Origin of the sequence: Demequina zhanjiangensis (assembly GCF_030418315.1) — a bacterium.
Lineage (GTDB): Bacteria > Actinomycetota > Actinomycetes > Actinomycetales > Demequinaceae > Demequina > Demequina zhanjiangensis.
Map to the genome: position 1 here is coordinate 1 of NZ_JAUHPV010000012.1, position 16,494 is coordinate 16,494.

General features: G+C 69.2%; 12 protein-coding genes. 5 read left to right on the forward strand and 7 right to left on the reverse strand.

Annotation, left to right across the window (positions count from 1 at the left end; translation table 11 throughout):
- Window positions 1–400 precede the first annotated feature (400 nt).
- The 6 genes from QQX04_RS14080 to QQX04_RS14105 form a co-directional block, all read right to left on the reverse strand.
- Complete coding sequence (locus tag QQX04_RS14080; protein WP_301130287.1) at window positions 401–1,711, reverse strand: aminotransferase family protein; 1,311 nt, start codon at window positions 1,709–1,711, stop codon at window positions 401–403.
- Between the two features lie 114 nt (window positions 1,712–1,825).
- Complete coding sequence (proB, locus tag QQX04_RS14085) at window positions 1,826–2,944, reverse strand: glutamate 5-kinase (RefSeq protein ID WP_301130289.1); 1,119 nt, start codon at window positions 2,942–2,944, stop codon at window positions 1,826–1,828.
- A gap of 76 nt (window positions 2,945–3,020) precedes the next feature.
- Complete coding sequence (obgE, locus tag QQX04_RS14090) at window positions 3,021–4,553, reverse strand: GTPase ObgE (RefSeq protein WP_301130291.1); 1,533 nt, start codon at window positions 4,551–4,553, stop codon at window positions 3,021–3,023.
- Window positions 4,554–4,703: 150 nt separating this feature from the next.
- Window positions 4,704–4,958: a 50S ribosomal protein L27 gene (gene rpmA / locus QQX04_RS14095; protein ID WP_301130292.1), complete on the reverse strand. Its 255-nt coding sequence runs from the start codon at window positions 4,956–4,958 to the stop codon at window positions 4,704–4,706.
- 15 nt (window positions 4,959–4,973) lie between these two features.
- On the reverse strand, window positions 4,974–5,282 hold the full coding sequence (gene rplU, locus QQX04_RS14100; protein WP_084073647.1) for a 50S ribosomal protein L21: 309 nt from the start codon (window positions 5,280–5,282) through the stop codon (window positions 4,974–4,976).
- Between the two features lie 189 nt (window positions 5,283–5,471).
- A complete protein-coding gene (locus QQX04_RS14105; RefSeq protein ID WP_301130294.1) occupies window positions 5,472–7,871 on the reverse strand; it encodes an Rne/Rng family ribonuclease in 2,400 nt (799 codons plus the stop codon).
- A 510-nt stretch (window positions 7,872–8,381) separates the two neighbouring features.
- Here QQX04_RS14105 and QQX04_RS14110 point away from each other — a divergent pair.
- From QQX04_RS14110 to QQX04_RS14130, 5 genes are read left to right on the forward strand one after another with little or no spacing between them, the layout of a single operon-like run.
- The gene (locus tag QQX04_RS14110; RefSeq protein WP_301130296.1) at window positions 8,382–9,851 is read left to right on the forward strand and encodes a cytochrome ubiquinol oxidase subunit I; all 1,470 of its coding nucleotides are present in this window, start codon (window positions 8,382–8,384) and stop codon (window positions 9,849–9,851) included.
- Window positions 9,852–9,863: 12 nt separating this feature from the next.
- On the forward strand, window positions 9,864–10,895 hold the full coding sequence (gene cydB, locus QQX04_RS14115; RefSeq protein WP_301130298.1) for a cytochrome d ubiquinol oxidase subunit II: 1,032 nt from the start codon (window positions 9,864–9,866) through the stop codon (window positions 10,893–10,895).
- Between the two features lie 9 nt (window positions 10,896–10,904).
- Window positions 10,905–12,533, forward strand: a complete 1,629-nt coding sequence (locus QQX04_RS14120) for an ABC transporter ATP-binding protein/permease (RefSeq protein WP_301130300.1) — start codon at window positions 10,905–10,907, stop codon at window positions 12,531–12,533.
- Window positions 12,530–14,272 (forward strand): thiol reductant ABC exporter subunit CydC, encoded by a 1,743-nt coding sequence (gene cydC, locus QQX04_RS14125; RefSeq protein ID WP_301130302.1) that lies wholly within the window; start codon window positions 12,530–12,532, stop codon window positions 14,270–14,272. Before QQX04_RS14120 ends, cydC begins: the two co-directional genes overlap by 4 nt.
- The gene (locus QQX04_RS14130; RefSeq protein ID WP_301130304.1) at window positions 14,265–15,869 is read left to right on the forward strand and encodes a GAF domain-containing sensor histidine kinase; all 1,605 of its coding nucleotides are present in this window, start codon (window positions 14,265–14,267) and stop codon (window positions 15,867–15,869) included. The genes cydC and QQX04_RS14130 overlap by 8 nt, the downstream gene beginning before the upstream one ends.
- Here QQX04_RS14130 and QQX04_RS14135 read toward each other — a convergent pair.
- Window positions 15,866–16,483, reverse strand: a complete 618-nt coding sequence (locus QQX04_RS14135; protein WP_301130305.1) for a response regulator — start codon at window positions 16,481–16,483, stop codon at window positions 15,866–15,868. The two genes, QQX04_RS14130 and QQX04_RS14135, sit on opposite strands and share 4 nt — an antisense overlap.
- Between the last annotated feature and the right edge of the window lie 11 nt (window positions 16,484–16,494).

The window sequence follows — 16,494 nt, forward strand, 5'->3', positions numbered from 1 at the left end:
CTTCTTCAGGAAGTCAAATCCGCGTTTCCGCGGCTTCCTGATTGGAGGGTGGTCACCGCTCCCGTGATTCTTGCGAATCTCGTTTGGGGCAACCCTTCAATCTTAGCCATTCTCACCGGCTTGTCAACTCGCCTTTCGGCGTGTCTCCGGTTCGAGTGGAGGAACTCCATCGTACATCGTTCGGATCGTCTCAGCGACCGCATCGGACGACTTCGTTCCGGGGGAAAACACTACAGGAGCCATTCAGGTGCTCATGACCAATCGCGCCAGATTTCTCGCGCGTCTCAACGAAGTGCCTGGTAGATCCGCCGAAATTTGTCGGCTGCGCCGCGCGTGGCCCGTGAGCCACCGCTCGGCCCGGACTCAGACGTGACACTGCGCGTCAGTGAAGCCCCTGCTCTCAGGCGGGTGCCGGCTGCGGCTCCTCACGCGCACCCGCCAGCTCGATCAGCGCGGACCCGAGCATCTGCACCAGCTGGGCTATCTCCACGGAGGTGATCGTCAGCGGCGGGGACACGATCACGGCGTCGACGAACCCACCGGTCGCGGGATACAGGATCAATCCGTGCTTCATGCAGATGCTCGCGAACTCCCGCACCGCGTCACCCTGCGCACGCCCCTCAGCATCGAGCTCGAGCGCGAGGAGCATGCCACGGCCCCGCACCTCGAGGATCAGAGGGTGCTCGCGCGCGAGCGCCTCCAGCGCGTCACGGACCATGACGGCGGCTTCCCGCCCACGCTCGATCACGTTCTCCTCCGCGAGCACCTCAAGCACCGCCAGCGCGGTCGCTGCGGTCAGAGGGTTGCCCGCGTAGGTGTGGCCGCCGAGCACCACTCCCGTCCCCTCAGCGATCGCCGTCAACACCTTCTGCGAGACAAGGGTCGCCGCCACGGGCGCATATCCCGAACCGAGGCCCTTCCCCATCGCCACGATGTCGGGCGCGACGCTCTCCTGCTCGCATGCGAGGACCGTCCCCGTGCGGCCCATCCCACTCAGCACCTCGTCGGCGATGAAGAGCGCCCCCGCCTCTCGGCAGAGCTCTGTCAGGCCCGCGAGGTAGCCGGCCGGATGAGTGCTCGCCCCGAGCGTCGCGCCGCCGACGGGTTCGATCAGCACCGCGGCGAGCCGGTCCTCCTGCGCTGCGATGACAGCACGCGCCTCGTCGAGCATCGCCTGGGCGTACTCCTCCTCCGTCCGGTCGCCGTGGTCCCGGAGCGCGTCACCTGTGGGGAGCGCGGGAATCTCGAGCGCGATCCCCGACACCGCAGCGCGGCGGGCGTGCCCCGAGGCCGACAAGGCGCCGAGCGTGTTGCCGTGATAGCCCTTTCTCGCCGAGAGGAAGACGGTCCGTTCAGACTCGCCTCGCTCTTGGTGGTACTGGAGCGCGAACTGCATCGCGGCCTCGACGGCCTCAGATCCCGAGCCCACGAGCCACGCCCCCGCAAATCCGGTCAGCTCACACAGGCGAGCCGCGACCTCCTCCGCGGCGGCGTTCGTGAACGCGCCCCGATGGGCGTAGGTCACCCGCGCGGCCTGCGCTGCGATCGCGCGCACGACGTGAGGATGACTGTGGCCGATCGCCGACACGACGGCGCCGCTGCACCCGTCGAGGTAGCGGTTACCCTCGGCGTCCCAGAGCCAGACCCCCTCCGCGCGCACCACCTCAGGAGGCTGTGCCGCGAGGACGTTCTGGATCAACGGGCGTGTCATGGTGCTCTCCGCCGAGTGGAAGGGTGCGTACGGGTGGATGACCCGTGTCTACTCCCCCGAGGTTTCCCCGCGGTCGACACGATGTGTCGGGCCGATGAACACCCTGAGCGGCGGCTACAGCACCACGAGGTGATCGATATGGATCAGCTCGCGCGCATAGTGGTCGCCGAGCTGCTCACCGAGGGCGTCAGTGCTGAGGCCCTTCATGCGCTCAGCCTCCTCGGCGGAGAACCCTGCGAAACCGCGGGCGACGAGTGCGCCGTCGAGGGCGAGCAGGTCGACGGGCTCGCCCGCCTCGAACTGACCCCGCACCTCGACCACGCCTGCGGCGAGAAGAGACGCGCGTCGGCTCGTCACCGCCCTCACCGCGCCGTCGTCCAGGACGATCCCGCCCCGTGTGCGTGCCGCGTGCGCAAGCCATTGAAGCCGCGTCGTATCCCTCTTGCCCGTCGGGAGGAACAGCGTCCCGACGTCCTCCCCGACGATCGCGCGACCGGCGTCGGCCGCGCTGGCCAGGACCACGTTCACTCCGGACGTGGTGGCGATGGACGCGGCCTCGACCTTCGTGATCATGCCGCCCGTGCCCACCGACGACCCTCGCCGCGAGATGTCGATCCCGCCCAGGTCGTCGGGCCCGTGCACCACCGCGATCCGATGGGCGCCCGGCGATCCTGGCGCGGCCGTGTAGAGAGCGTCGACGTCTGTGAGGAGGACGAGCGCGTCCGCAGCGATCGCCGTCGCCACCAACGACGCGAGACGGTCGTTGTCTCCGAACCTGATCTCGTCGGTGGCGACCGTGTCGTTCTCGTTGATGATCGGCACCACGCCCAGCGACAGCAGCGATTCGAGGGCCCTGCGCGCATTGCCGTAGTGAGCGCGCCGCACCATGTCATCCGACGTCAGGAGCACCTGACCCACGTCCAGGCCATGACGCGCGAACGCCTGCGTGTAGGCGTGGATCAGCTTGCCTTGACCGACGCTCGCAGCAGCCTGCTGGAGATCGAGGTTCGTGGGACGAGCGGTGAGACCGAGCGGGCCGATGCCGGCGGCGATGGAACCCGACGTCACCAGCAGGACGTCACGACCGGCGAGGCGCTCCCGTGCCAGGACATCCACAAGCTCTCCGAGTCGGCCCTCGTCGAGGTGACCATGCGCGCCCGTCAGCGAGGAGGACCCCACCTTCACGACGATGCGCCGGGCATGAGCCACCGCGTGGCGCGCGTGCTCGGTCACTTGCCCTCCCGTTCGCTACCGGCGCGCCGACCGCGCCAGCGCCGACACGATGATGGCGTCGGCTGGCTCAATGGTGTCAGATCTCCCCGTCGTCCTTGGACGGGTCGGTCCAGTGGCCCGCGTCGCGCTCGGTCCACAGCTGCTCGCGGGCGGCGCTCTTCGCGTCCATCCGCTCCTTGTGCTCCCGACGCTTCTCCGCGCGCGTCGCGCGGTGCGCGCGGTCGTGCTCCTCGAGCCTGAGGTCCGATCCGCGCGAGCCGAGCAGCTCCGCACCGGAGGCCATCGTCGGCTCCCAGTCGAACACGACGCCACCTTCGCGTGCGCCGATCACGACCTCGCTGCCAGGCACCGCTCCTGCCTTGAAGAGCCCTTCCTCGACGCCAGCGCGGGCAAGACGGTCCGCGAGATAGCCGACGGCCTCGTCGTTCGCGAAGTTCGTCTGACGCACCCAGCGCTCGACCTTGGAGCCCCGCACCTGGAAGTAGTCCTCCGCACCATCGCGCACGTGCGTGATCGTGAAGCCCGAGTCGTCCACCGACTTGGGACGCAGCACCACCGGCGCCTTCTCGATCTCAGGCATCTTGGCGCGCTCCTCCGCCACCATCGCGGCAAGGGCGTAGCCGAGCTCCTTCAGCCCCTCGTGGCTCACCGCGCTCACCTCGAAGATCGGCATGCCGAGCGCCTCGAGGTCCGGGCGCACCATCTCCGCCAACTCGCGGCCGTCGGGGATGTCGATCTTGTTGAGGATGATCACCTGCGGGCGCTCGGCGAGCGGCACGCCGCTGATCGCGTCGTCGGTCGAGTACGCCCGCAGCTCACCGGAGATGACCTCGAGGTCCTTCACCGGGTCGCGGTCGCTCTCGAGCGTGGCGGTGTCCAGCACGTGGGCGATCACCGAGCAGCGCTCGATGTGCCGAAGGAAGTCGTGGCCCAGGCCCTTGCCCTCGGAGGCGCCCTCGATCAGGCCGGGCACGTCCGCCATCGTGAAGCGCTTACCGCCGGCCTCCACGACGCCGAGGTTGGGCACCAGCGTCGTGAACGGGTAGTCGGCGATCTTCGGTCGCACGCGGCTCATCGCGGCGATCAGAGAGGACTTGCCGGCGCTCGGATACCCGACGAGCGCCACGTCGGCGATCGACTTGAGCTCGAGGACGACCGACGCCTCCTCACCGGGCTCTCCCAGAAGCGCGAAGCCAGGCGCCTTGCGCTTGGTGGTTGCGAGGGCAGCGTTGCCGAGTCCTCCGCGTCCGCCCTCCGCGATGACGATCTCGGCACCCTCGCCGACCAGGTCGGTCAGGACCTCGCCGTCGCCAGACTTGACGATCGTCCCGTTCGGCACGCCGAGGATGAGGTCCTGCGCGTTGGCGCCGTGCCTCATGTCGCCTGCACCCTGCTTGCCGTTCTCCGCGGTGCGGTGAGGCGCGTGGTGGTAGTCCAGCAGCGTCGTGACCTGCGGGTCCACCCGCAGGATGACCGAACCGCCGCGGCCGCCGTTGCCGCCGTCGGGCCCGCCGAGCGGCTTGAACTTCTCACGATGAACCGATGCGACGCCGTGGCCGCCCTTGCCTGCAGTCACGTGCAGGGTCACCCTGTCGACGAAGCTCGCCATGGTGGTTCCCTTCCGTCGGGGCCGGAATCGGCCTGGTGGGCAGCGCGATCGAGCGCGCGCCGCGTCATCGGCTCCTTCTGAGCCTAGAGACACGTCAGGGGCGCTGCCTGTCGGCGCGCCCCTGACGAGAGAAAGACTGTGGTGCGGCTGTTACTCGCCCGCCACGACGTCGACGACCTTACGGCCACGACGCTGGTTGAACGCCACCGAACCGGCGGACAGGGCGAACAGGGTGTCGTCCTTGCCGCGGCCCACGTTCTCACCGGGGTGGAAGTGGGTGCCGCGCTGACGCACGATGATCTCGCCCGCGTTGACGGCCTGACCGCCGAAGCGCTTCACGCCGAGGTACTGCGCGTTCGAATCGCGACCGTTGCGCGAGGAGCTCGCGCCCTTCTTGTGTGCCATGAGTGTCTCCTCGCCTTACTTGATGCCCGTGACCTTCAGGCGCGTGAGCTCCTGACGGTGGCCGATGCGCTTGCGGTAGCCGGTCTTGTTCTTGTACTTGAGGATGTCGATCTTCTCGCCGCGCTCGTTGCGGACGACCTCGGCGGTCACCTTGACCTTGCCGAGCGCCTTGGCGTCCGACGTGACCTTGTCACCGTCGACGAGCAGCACGGGGGCGAGCTCGACGGTCGAGCCAGCCTCAGCCTTGAGACGGTCAACGACGATGACGTCGCCCTCGGAGACCTTCTCCTGGCGGCCACCGGCCTTCACAATCGCGTACACCATGATGTGTCTTTCCTCTTGAAACTCGTGGTCGTGGATCTTTTGGGACCCTGTCCTGCCGCAGCCGCTCCCCAGAGGGCGCAGGCAGGGCTTTGAGGCGCTGTCGCGCCGACGGTCTAGATTACCCGCTGCCGGTACCGCCGGTCAAACCGGCTCGCCCGGGCCGATCAGCGTCGGCCCGAGGCGGCCGGATCAGCCGGCGTTCGGCTCCTCGTCGGGACCCGGCGTGGAGCCCTCCTCAGGAGTCACGCCTTCAGTGGAAGCCTGGTCGACCGCAGGCTCGACCTCGACGATCTCGGCGCCGGGCAGCTCGATGTCGATGACCGGGACCTCGCCCGCATCCTCGTGGTGCTCGCCCTCGTGGTGCGCCTTCTCCGCAGCCGCTGCGATCGACGCGAGCGTGGCCTTCACCTGCGCGCGCGCATCCTCGCGGTCGTCGAGCGCGTGGGTCTCACCCTTGGGCGGCTCGGCGTGGGAATGCTCCTCCTGCTTCTGAGCGGCGTTGCCCTTGCCGTTGCCGTTACCGCTGCCGGAGCGGTTGCGGCCTCCACGCGAGCGACGTGCCTCGGGCTGCTTCTCGCTCGCCTCCGCCACGGGCTCGCCGTGGACGAGGAAGCCGCGGCCCTTGCAGTGGTCGCACGTCTCGGAGAACGCCTCAACGAGGCCCTGCCCGACGCGCTTGCGCGTCATCTGGACGAGTCCGAGCGAGGTGACCTCAGCCACCTGATGCTTGGTGCGGTCGCGGCCCAGGCATTCGATGAGGCGCCGCAGCACGCGGTCACGGTTGGCCTCGAGGAGCATGTCCACGAAGTCGATGACGATGATGCCGCCGATATCGCGCAGCCTCAGCTGGCGGACGATCTCCTCGGCCGCCTCGAGGTTGTTGAGCGTCATCGTCTCCTCGAGCGTGCCGCCCTTGCCGACGAACTTGCCCGTGTTGACGTCGATGACCGTCATGGCCTCGGTGCGGTCGATCACGAGGGATCCACCCGACGGCAGCCACACCTTGCGGTCCATGCCCTTCGCGAGCTGCTCGTCGATGCGGGAGTCCGCGAAGACGTCGCCCTCGGAGGTGTACTTGTGCAGGCGCTCCATGAGGTCGGGCGCGACCTGCTGGACGTACATGGACAGCGAGTTCCACGTGTCGTCGCCCTGGATGGTGAGCGAGTCGAAGTCCTCGTTGAAGATGTCACGCACCACGCGGATGGCCATGTCGGGCTCACCGCGCAGCAGCTTGGGGGCCTTGCCGGAGCCGGCCTCGTCCTGAATGGTCTGCCACTGGCGCTTGAGCCGCTCGACGTCGGCGCGCAGCTCCTCCTCCGAGGCTCCCTCAGCCGCGGTGCGCACGATCACGCCGGCGTCGGAGGGGATGACCTCGCGCAGCAGCTTCTTGAGGCGCGCGCGCTCGGTGTCGGGAAGCTTCCTGGAGATGCCGGTGACGCCGCCCGCGGGGACGTACACGAGGAAGCGGCCCGCGAGGGAGATCTGCGAGGTGACGCGTGCACCCTTGTGCCCGATCGGGTCCTTGGTGACCTGCACCATGACCTGGTCGCCCGGCTTGAGCGCGAGCTCGATCCTCTTGGCCTTGCCCTCAAGTCCGGCGGCATCCCAGTTGACCTCGCCCGCGTAGAGGACGGCATTGCGTCCGCGGCCGATGTCGACGAACGCCGCCTCCATGCCGGGCAGCACGTTCTGCACGCGGCCCAGGTAGACGTTGCCCGCCATGGACTGCTGCGCCTGGTGGGAGACGTAGTGCTCGACGAGGATGTCGTCCTCGAGCACGGCGATCTGCACGCGGTGGTCCTTCTCGCGCACCACCATCGAGCGCTTCACCGACTCGCGGCGGGCGAGGAACTCGGCCTCGGAGATGACGGGGCGACGACGCGAGCCGTCACGGTTGTCACGGCGCCGCTGACGCTTGGCCTGCAGGCGCGTCGATCCCTGGAGCTGGTCCTCGTTCGACGACGAGCCGCTCGAGCCGGAGCCGGATCGCGATCCGCGGCTGCGCCGGCGACGGCGACGGGAGCCACCGCCCTCTCCGCCATCGGAGCCTTCGGTGGACTCGTCGTCTGACGACGACTCGTCGCTGGACGCCTGCTCGGCGGGCGCGTCGTCCTCGGAGCCCTGCTCGTCGCTCTCGTTTCCGGCCTCGCCCTCGGGGCGCTTCTTGCCCCGGCCACGTCCGCCACGGCGGCGGCGACGACGGTTGCCGCCGCCCTCGCCCTGCTCGCCATCGCCGGAGGGCTCTCCGTTGGCGCCCGACTCGTCCGAGGACGCGCCGTCCTGCGGCTCGGCCTTGGCGTCGGCGGCCTTGTCGGCTGCCTCGGACTTCTTCGCGTCGCCGGAGTCGGCGGGCTCCGCCTTCGGCTTCTTCTTCTTGGCGCCCGACGACTTCTTCTTCTTCGGCTTGTCCGCCGGCGCGTCGGAGTCCTTCTTCTGAGGTGACTCGGACTTCGGCGCCTCAGGCGCGGCGTCGGCAGGCTTCGACTCGACCTGCGGCGGCCCGGCGGGCGCGGAGGCGCGTCGCGGTTTGGGGGGCTCAGGAGCCTGGAAGACCAGTGCTGCTGCCGGTGTGGTGTTCTCCTCGCTCAATGCGGGTACCTCAAGTTCAGGCCGGCCACACCCGGCCGCGAACTGGTCGTCGGTCGCGGTTCACGTCTGTGACCGCGGAAGTCTGTCGGTCGCGGCTTACAGCGGCGCCTTACGTGCGCCGCGCCCCCGATGTCGCCGCTTGCGGCTGTAGCCGTGCGGGATCCTGTCAGGACCGGCGGCAACGCAGTCGCTGCGTCTGTCGCGCGGTTTGCATCCGGTGTGGGCGGATGCTGACCTGTTCACCATTGTGTCATAGAAGGTGACCGATTCACAGGAGCCCCGCCCGTCACGCACGCCGAGGCCTCGGCGACGCGCCCGAAGGTCACGTGCGGATCGACCGCTCAGGCTCATCTCGACGCGCCTGCACGGACGCCTCTGTACGTCGAAGGGTTCCCGGGATGCGACACTGAAATTCCTGGATCGACGCCCTCCGCCGGGACCTTTGTCCCGACCCGGGACGATGGTCCCCCAGGTAGTTTTCTGACGTATCTACCAAAGGAGGTCCCCGGCATGGAGGCGCTCGAGCTTGCCCGCTGGCAGTTTGGCATCACCACCGTCTACCACTTCGTGCTCGTCCCGCTCACCATCGGCCTGTCGATCCTCGTCGCGATCATGCAGACCGCGTGGGTGCGCACGGGCAAGGAGAAGTGGCTGAGGCTCACGAAGTTCTACGGCAAGCTGCTGCTCATCAACTTCGCGCTCGGAGTCGCGACCGGAATCGTGCAGGAGTTCCAGTTCGGCATGAACTGGTCCAACTACTCGCGATTCGTCGGCGACATCTTCGGCGCACCGCTCGCGATGGAGGCGCTGCTCGCGTTCTTCCTCGAGTCCACGTTCCTGGGACTGTGGATCTTCGGATGGGACAAGCTCCCCAAGAAGCTTCATCTGCTCACGTTGTGGCTCTTCGCGATCGGCTCCACCCTCTCGGCGTACTTCATCATCGCCGCGAACTCGTGGATGCAGCACCCCGTGGGCGCCGACTACAACCCGGAGACCGGCCGCGCCGAGATGAACTCGATCCTCGAGGTCCTCACGAACAACACGACGCTCGCCGCCTTCCCGCACGTGATCGCGACGGCGTTCCTCGTCTCGGGCACCTTCGTCGCCGGCATCGCCGTCTACTGGATGGTCAAGAGGCACCGCGAGGACGCGAACCACGGCGACCTGCCGATGTACCGCACCGCAGCCCGGTTCGGAGCCGTCACGATGCTGCTCGCCGGCGTCGCGGTCATCATCACCGGAGACGTCCAGGGCAAGCTCCTGGCCGAGCAGCAGCCGATCAAGATGGCGGCCGCGGAAGGCCTCATGGCGACCGAGACCGGGGCCTCCTTCTCGCTCTTCGCGCTCGGAAACCTCGCCGGGGACGACCCGGACTCCGTGACGCACTTCATCGAGATCCCGGGACTCACGTCCTTCCTGTTCACCGGTGACTGGGACGGCGAGGTCCGAGGCATCAACGACCTCCAGAGCGAGTACGCCGAGCGCTACGGCGCGACCGACGCCGCAGGTGAGGAGATCGAGTACCGACCGAACCTCCTGGTCACCTACTGGTCGTTCCGCCTCATGATCGGGCTCGCGGCGTTCTCCGCAGCGCTCGCGCTCACCATCCTGTGGTTCACGCGCAAGGGCGGCATCACCACCAAGCCATGGATGAAGGCTCTCGCGCTCATCTCGCTGCCGATGCCTTACCTTGCCGCGAGCTTCGGCTGGATCTTCACCGAGATGGGACGTCAGCCGTTCGTCGTCGCCCCCAACCCGGACGGCGTCGACATGGTGATGCTCCTCACGCAGGCGGGCTACTCCCCCAGCGTCTCCGCAGGAGAGGTCGCCTTCTCGCTCGTCGTGTTCACCGTGGTCTACGCGATCCTCGGCGTGTTCTGGTTCAAGCTCATCCAGCGGTACGCCGTCGAAGGCGCGCCGCAGGTCGAGGAGCCCACGATCGACGAGGACGGCTCCCGTCCCCTGTCCTTCGCGTACTAAGGAGTCCCTGACATGGATCTCGCACTGATCTGGTTCGTCCTCATCGCGGTCCTGTGGACCGGATACCTCGTCCTCGAAGGCTTCGACTTCGGCGTCGGCATGCTCATGGGCCTGCTCGCGAAGGACAACAAGGAGCGCCGCGTCGCGCTCAACACCATCGGCCCCGTCTGGGACGGCAACGAGGTCTGGCTGCTCACCGCCGGTGGCGCCACCTTCGCGGCCTTCCCCGAGTGGTACGCCACGCTCTTCTCAGGGTTCTACCTGCCGCTGCTGCTCATCCTCCTGGCGCTCATCGTGCGCGCCGTCGCGATCGAGTACCGCGGCAAGATCAACGACCCGAAGTGGCGCCAGCGCTGGGACTGGGCGATCATCGGCTCGGCATGGATCCCCTCGATCCTGTGGGGCGTCGCGTTCGCCAACCTGGTGCGCGGTGTGCCGATCGAGGAGGTCGACGGCAGGCTCGAGTACGTCGGCAACTTCTTCGACCTGCTCAGCCCGTTCGCCCTCCTGGGCGGTCTGGTGACGCTGGCCCTGTTCCTGTCGCACGGCGCGATCTTCCTCGCGCTCAAGACCTCGGGCGACTTCTCGAAGCGCGCAGGTGACTTCGCGAAGAAGATCTCGGTGGTGGCGCTCGCGCTCGCTGCGGTCTGGGCCATCTGGACGCAGCTCGCCTACTCGGTCGCATGGACCTGGGCGGCCGTCCTGGTCGCCGCACTGGGCCTCGCCGCGGTGGCGTGGTTCACCCGTACCGAGAGCTTCGGCAAGGCGTTCGTCGCCAACGCGGTCGTGATCGTCGGCGCCGTCGTGCTGATCTTCGGCTCGATGTACCCCGACGTGATGCCCTCGTCGATCGACCCGCAGTTCTCGCTCACGGTCGACAACGCGTCGTCCACGGACTACACGCTCACCGTCATGACATGGGTCGCCGTGATCATGACGCCGATCGTGCTCGCCTACCAGGCGTGGTCCTACTGGGTGTTCCGCCGTCGCATCAGCACGGACAACATCCCGGAGCACAACGAGCTGACCTTCTTCAAGAAGTAGCCTCTCTGGATGAAACCCATCGATCCGCGCCTGGTCGTGCGGATCGGCCCGGCCCGCCGCTACATCCTCGTAACGGCGGGCCTGGGCCTTCTCACGGCCCTGCTCGTCGCCGTCCAGGCACTCCTGATCGCCCGCATGCTGGCTCCCGTGCTGGCGCCGACGCCGCTCACCGGCGACGGGCTGGGATGGCTCGGCACGCTCGTCCCCACCTCCGCACGTGAACTGTCGTCCGGCCTGCCTCTGCTCGCCGGAGTGATCGCGCTGCGCACCCTCACCTCCTGGCTGCAGGAGCGGCTCGCGCACCGCGCTGGCGCCCAGGTCATCTCCGAGCTGCGTTCGCAGGTGGTCGCCCACGCTGCGGCGATGGGTCCGCGATGGATCGCCTCCGGCCGTGGCGCCGACGTGGTGACCGTCGTGAGCCGCGGTCTCGACGACCTGCTGCCCTACTTCGTGCGCTACCTGCCCCAGCTCGCGCTGGCCTCGACCCTCACCCCGATCCTCATCGTGCTGGTGCTGGGCCTCGACTGGCTCTCCGCGCTGATCGTCACACTGACGCTGCCTCTGGTGCCGATCTTCATGATCCTCGTGGGCCTGGTCACCCGTGAGCGTTCGGAGAAGCACCTCAAGGCGATGCAGACGCTGGGAGCCCGCACTCTCGACCTCATCGCAGGCGTCCCCACCCTCAAGGCCCTCGGACGTGAGCGCGGCCCCGCCGCGCGAGTGCGAGAGCTCGGTGAGGCGCACCGCAAGGCGACCATGGGGTCGTTGCGGGTCGCCTTCCTGTCAGGGATGGTGCTCGAGCTGCTGACGACGCTCGCTGTCGCGATCGTCGCGGTCACGATGGGCTTCCGACTGGTCGAGGGCGGAATCGGCATCGAGACCGCGCTGGCAGTGCTGATCCTCGCGCCCGAGGTGTACCTGCCCGTACGCAACGTCGGCACCCACTTCCACGCGTCCGCAGACGGCCTGGCCGCCGCCGACGCGGCCTTCGAGATCCTCGACGAGCCTCTGCCTGCCATGGGCGGCGACGCTCCCGCGCCCGATGCCGCACGAGGCGCGATCGTCGTCACCGGCGTCGGCATCGCGACGCCCGACGGCGTGCGCGAGGCCCCCTCCGGCGCCGACGTGCGCTGCTCGCCTGGAACCCTCACAGCGATCGTCGGAGCCAACGGCTCGGGCAAGTCGACGCTCCTGCTCGCTCTCGCAGGGCTGCTCCCGCCCACCGCGGGACGCATCTCCCTCGAGACCGGCAGTGCGGCTGACGACGCGCCAGAACGTGACGCCGAGGTCGTCGCCCAGGACGGCGCCCTGCTCGTCGATGCCGACGGTTGGGCCAAGCAGATCGCCTGGGTCCCCCAGCGGCCCGACCTCGGGCCCGCCGGGCGCACGCTCTCGCTCGGGCAGCGCCAACGGGTGGCTCTCGACCGGGCCTTCGAGTCCGGACGGCCCGTGCTGCTCCTGGACGAGCCCACCGCGCACCTCGACCCTGACTCCCGCGACCAGATCGTCGAGAGGATGCGCGCGCTCGCCGCGTCCGGCGCCACCGTCGTCGTCGCCACCCACGAACCCGACGTCGTGCACGCGGCGGACGAGGTCCTGACCGTGGAGTCGCGCGAGATCACGGAGGTGTCGGCATGAGCGTCACCGCCGAGACGACACGTCGGGAGGCGCCCACGCCAGGGGCCTCCGCAGCGCTCCGTGATGCGCTCCGCAGCACCGGGATCCGCACGTGGCCGGTCATCCGCGCCGTTCTCGCGGGAACCATGGCGCTCGGCTCCGCCGTCGGCCTCTCCGCCGTCGCCGCCTGGCTGATCGCGAAGGCCGCGGAGATGCCTTCCCCGGCCGATCTCGCCCTCGCTGCGGTGATCGTGAGGTTCTTCGGCATCTCACGCGGACTCTTCCGCTACCTGGAGCGCCTCGCGAGCCACGACACCGCGCTGCGCGGCATGGTCGAGCTGCGCGAACGCACCTACGAACGACTCGCCGCGGCCGGGGCCGGACGAGTCCTCACCCTGAGCCGCGGCGACATCGTCGCGAGGATCGGCACCGACCTCGACTCGGTGGGGGACGCCGTCGTCCGTGCGATCGTGCCCACCGGCGTCGCCGTCACGGTGAGCCTGATCTCCGTCGGCATCGTGACAGCGATCATCCCCGTGGCCGGGCTCGTGCTCGCGGGCTGTCTTGCACTCGCCGGCTTCGGTACGGCCGCTCTCACCGCGCGCCAGGCCCGCATCGCCGCCGAGGCGGGGGTGAAGGCTCACGCAGAGGTGGCCGCGACCTCGCTCGCCGCCATCGAGTCGGCCTCCGAGCACAGGATCTGGGGCACCACTTCCGAGTCGCTCGCGCGGGTGGAGCACGCGAACCGGGATGCTGAGGCCGCGCTTGAGGCCGAGGCCCGGCCCGCCTCCGCGGCCGCGGCGCTGCTCACCGTCAGCCAAGGGCTCGCCATCATCGGCGGAGTGTGGCTGGCCGTCGTCGCCATCGACTCGGGGCAGGTCTCCGGCCCCTGGGGAACTGTCGTCGCACTTCTCCCCCTTGCCGCTTTCGAGGCCGTAGGCGCCGTGCCCGCGGCCGTGCAGCAGCTGTACCGCTCGCGCGCTGCCGCGCGCCGCATCCAGGAGCTGACCACGCCGCTCGCGGGCACCGCCTTCGCGGCGACGACCGGCGCGTCGAAGCCCGCTGACAACACGCCTGCAGACGACGCGGATGCAGCCCCGCACGTCGAGAACCGGACGGACCCGCGAGTGGGGACGTTGACCCTCGACCGGCTCTCGGTCGCGTGGCCAGGCATGACCCCCACCAGGCCCATCAGCGCCGAGCTGCACCCGGGTGAGACGCTCGCGATCGTCGGGCCGTCGGGCATCGGCAAGTCGACGCTGCTGCTCGCGATCGCGGGTGCGATCCCACCCCACGAGGGCAGCGCACTGCTCGACGGCGCAGCGGTCACCCCCGCCGACACGGGCCACCGCATCGCGCTCACCGCAGAGGACGCTCACGTCTTCGAGACGACCGTGCTGGAGAACCTCAGGGTCGCACGCGGAGACGTCACGGCCGACGAGGCCGCCGAGGCGCTCGCCGCTGTGGGGCTCGACCGCTGGATCGCGGCGCTCCCAGACGGCCTCGACACGATGATCGGCTCAGGCGGGCACACGGTCTCCGGTGGTGAACGCCGGCGGCTCCTGCTCGCACGCACCATGCTCCACCCCGCTCCCGTGCTCCTCATCGACGAGCCGGCGGAGCACCTGGACAAGGACGGCCAGGACGCGCTGCGCGCGGTGGTCACCAGACTGAAGGCGGAGGGCCGTATCGTGGTGCTCGTCACGCATCACGAGTCCCCGCTTGGATACGCGGAGAGGCGGGTTGACCTGCGTGGGTGAGGAGAGACTGCCGGTGTCCGACGTGCTGACCGATGCCATCGTAGGGATGAACCGGCTGGACCTGAACGAGGTGCTCGACAGCTTCCTCGCCGCCGCGACGGTGCACACCGGCGCGCGCATGGCCGCCATCAACATCCTCGACGCCGACGGGATCTCCGTCGAGTTCCACTACAACGGAGTGCCCAAGGGCGTGATGGCCCACATCGGGCGCGCGCCGAACGCCGTCGGCACCCTGGCCACGATCCCGCTCGACGGCTGCCTCGTCATCGACGAGCTCACCGAGCACCCCGCCTTCCAGGGCCTGCCGCCGGGCCACCCGCCCATGGGGTCCTTCCTCGGCGCCGCCCTCGTCGTCCGCGGCGAGCTCTTCGGATACCTGTACCTCGCGAGCAAGGAGGGCGGGTTCACTGCGCGGGACCAGCAGATCGTGCTGGCGCTCGCCGCGGCCGCCGCGTCGGCGATCGACAACGCCCAGCTCTACGAGGCGGCGCTCGCCCGCGAGAAGTGGCTCACCGCGTCCCAGGACATCACCACGCAGCTGCTCGCCGACCCCGGCGACGAGGAGGCATTCGAGCGGATCGTTCAGGCCGCGACCGAGCTCGCCGGCGCCACCTCGGCAGCGCTCGTCCTTCCCGGAGTGGGCGAGGAATGGGTCATGGAGTTCACGCTCGGCAACAGGGCCGACGAGCTGCTCGGCCAGGTGCTGCCGGCGGACGGCCACGCGCTGACCATCATCCGGTCAGGTGAGGGCGTCGTCGCCGCCGAGCCCCCGGGCGGGACGGTGCTGCCCGCCGTGCGCGCCTTCGGGCCCACGCTGTACGCTCCCCTGCACTCCGAGGGGAAGACGTCAGGGCTCCTCATGCTGTGGCGGGAACCAGGTATGGCGGCCTTCGACCAGAACAACCTCGAGACTGCGCAGCGCTTCGCGAGCCAGGCGGCGATGGCCCTGTCCTTCGCCGAGCTCGCGCACGTCAAGAACGTGTCTCACATGCTCGAGGAGCGCGAACGGATCGCCGACGACCTCCACGACTTCGTGTCGCAGGAGCTGTTCGCCACCGCGATCCAGCTCGAGACCATCGCCTCGAACGTGCCCGCCGAGTTCAGGCCACGACTGCTGTCGACGCTGGACCACGTGAAGCGTGCGCAGCGCGAGGTGCGCTCAGTGATGGGCACCCTCGCCGGCGAGCGCACCTCAGAGCCGCTGTCCGAGCGACTGCGCCGCGAGTTCGTGCTCGCCCAGGACTCTCTTGGCTTCACGCCTCGCGTGGTGGTCAGCTGGGAGGACGTCGCCACCGCGACCGCGGCAGATCCGACGCTCTCGGACGACGCCGTCGCCGTGGTCCGTGAACTGCTCTCCAACGTGGCGCGCCATGCGGAGGCGACGGCCGTGACAGTGTCGATCGCGGCGCCCCCCGGCCGGTTCATCATCACCATCACGGACGACGGCGTGGGGCCCGCTGGAGCGACCAAGCGCCACTCCGGCACCTCGAACCTGGCGAACAGGGCGATCCGCCGTCAGGGCACGTTCACCCTCTCCCCCGTGCGTCCCGCGGCTGCGCGTCCTGGGACCGCCGCGGAATGGAACGTGGAGGCTTAGCCGCGGAAGGACTGCGCGCGACGCGCCGTCGCCCAGGCGACGACCTGTGTACGACGCTGCAGACCCATCTTGGCGAGCACGCTCGTCACGTGGTTCTTCACGGTCTTCTCGGCGATGCCGAGCTCCGTGGCGATCTCGCGGTTCGCGAGCCCCTGGCCCACGAGGGTCAGCACGCGACGCTCCATGGGCGTGAGGCGCGACAGCATGTCGTCCTCGTGCACGTCGATGTGCTGGCCGTGCTCGCGGCCGGTAGCCGCGTCCTTCACCGCCTGGAGCACCTCGGCGCTGCTCGCGGTCTTCGCAAGGAACACGTCGGCGCCCGCAGAGCGCGCAGCCGCCTTCGCGTCGTCGTCGTCATAGCTGGTGAGAACCACGACGCGCGTGTCCGGCAGCTTCTCACGCACGTGCTGGATCACGTCCAGTCCGGTGCCGTCGGGAAGACGGAGGTCGGACAGGATGACCTGCGGGCGGACGGCGTCGGCACGGCGGGTGGCCTGCGCGACGGACGACGCCTCGGCGACGACGGTGATGCCGTCAGCGCGGTCGAGGATGTCGCAGATGCCGCGGCGCACGACCTCATGGTCGTCGAGGACGAGGACTGTGATGTCGGACATGCCTCGATGGT

What these genes read in the sequence shown, in the direction of transcription:
- QQX04_RS14080 (WP_301130287.1), bottom strand. Translation starts at nt 1,711, where the DNA reads ATGACACGCCCGTTGATCCAGAACGTCCTCGCGGCACAGCCTCCTGAG.
- obgE (WP_301130291.1), bottom strand. Translation starts at nt 4,553, where the DNA reads ATGGCGAGCTTCGTCGACAGGGTGACCCTGCACGTGACTGCAGGCAAG.
- rpmA (WP_301130292.1), bottom strand. Translation starts at nt 4,958, where the DNA reads ATGGCACACAAGAAGGGCGCGAGCTCCTCGCGCAACGGTCGCGATTCG.
- rplU (WP_084073647.1), bottom strand. Translation starts at nt 5,282, where the DNA reads ATGGTGTACGCGATTGTGAAGGCCGGTGGCCGCCAGGAGAAGGTCTCC.
- QQX04_RS14110 (WP_301130296.1), top strand. Translation starts at nt 8,382, where the DNA reads ATGGAGGCGCTCGAGCTTGCCCGCTGGCAGTTTGGCATCACCACCGTC.
- cydB (WP_301130298.1), top strand. Translation starts at nt 9,864, where the DNA reads ATGGATCTCGCACTGATCTGGTTCGTCCTCATCGCGGTCCTGTGGACC.
- QQX04_RS14120 (WP_301130300.1), top strand. Translation starts at nt 10,905, where the DNA reads ATGAAACCCATCGATCCGCGCCTGGTCGTGCGGATCGGCCCGGCCCGC.
- cydC (WP_301130302.1), top strand. Translation starts at nt 12,530, where the DNA reads ATGAGCGTCACCGCCGAGACGACACGTCGGGAGGCGCCCACGCCAGGG.
- QQX04_RS14135 (WP_301130305.1), bottom strand. Translation starts at nt 16,483, where the DNA reads ATGTCCGACATCACAGTCCTCGTCCTCGACGACCATGAGGTCGTGCGC.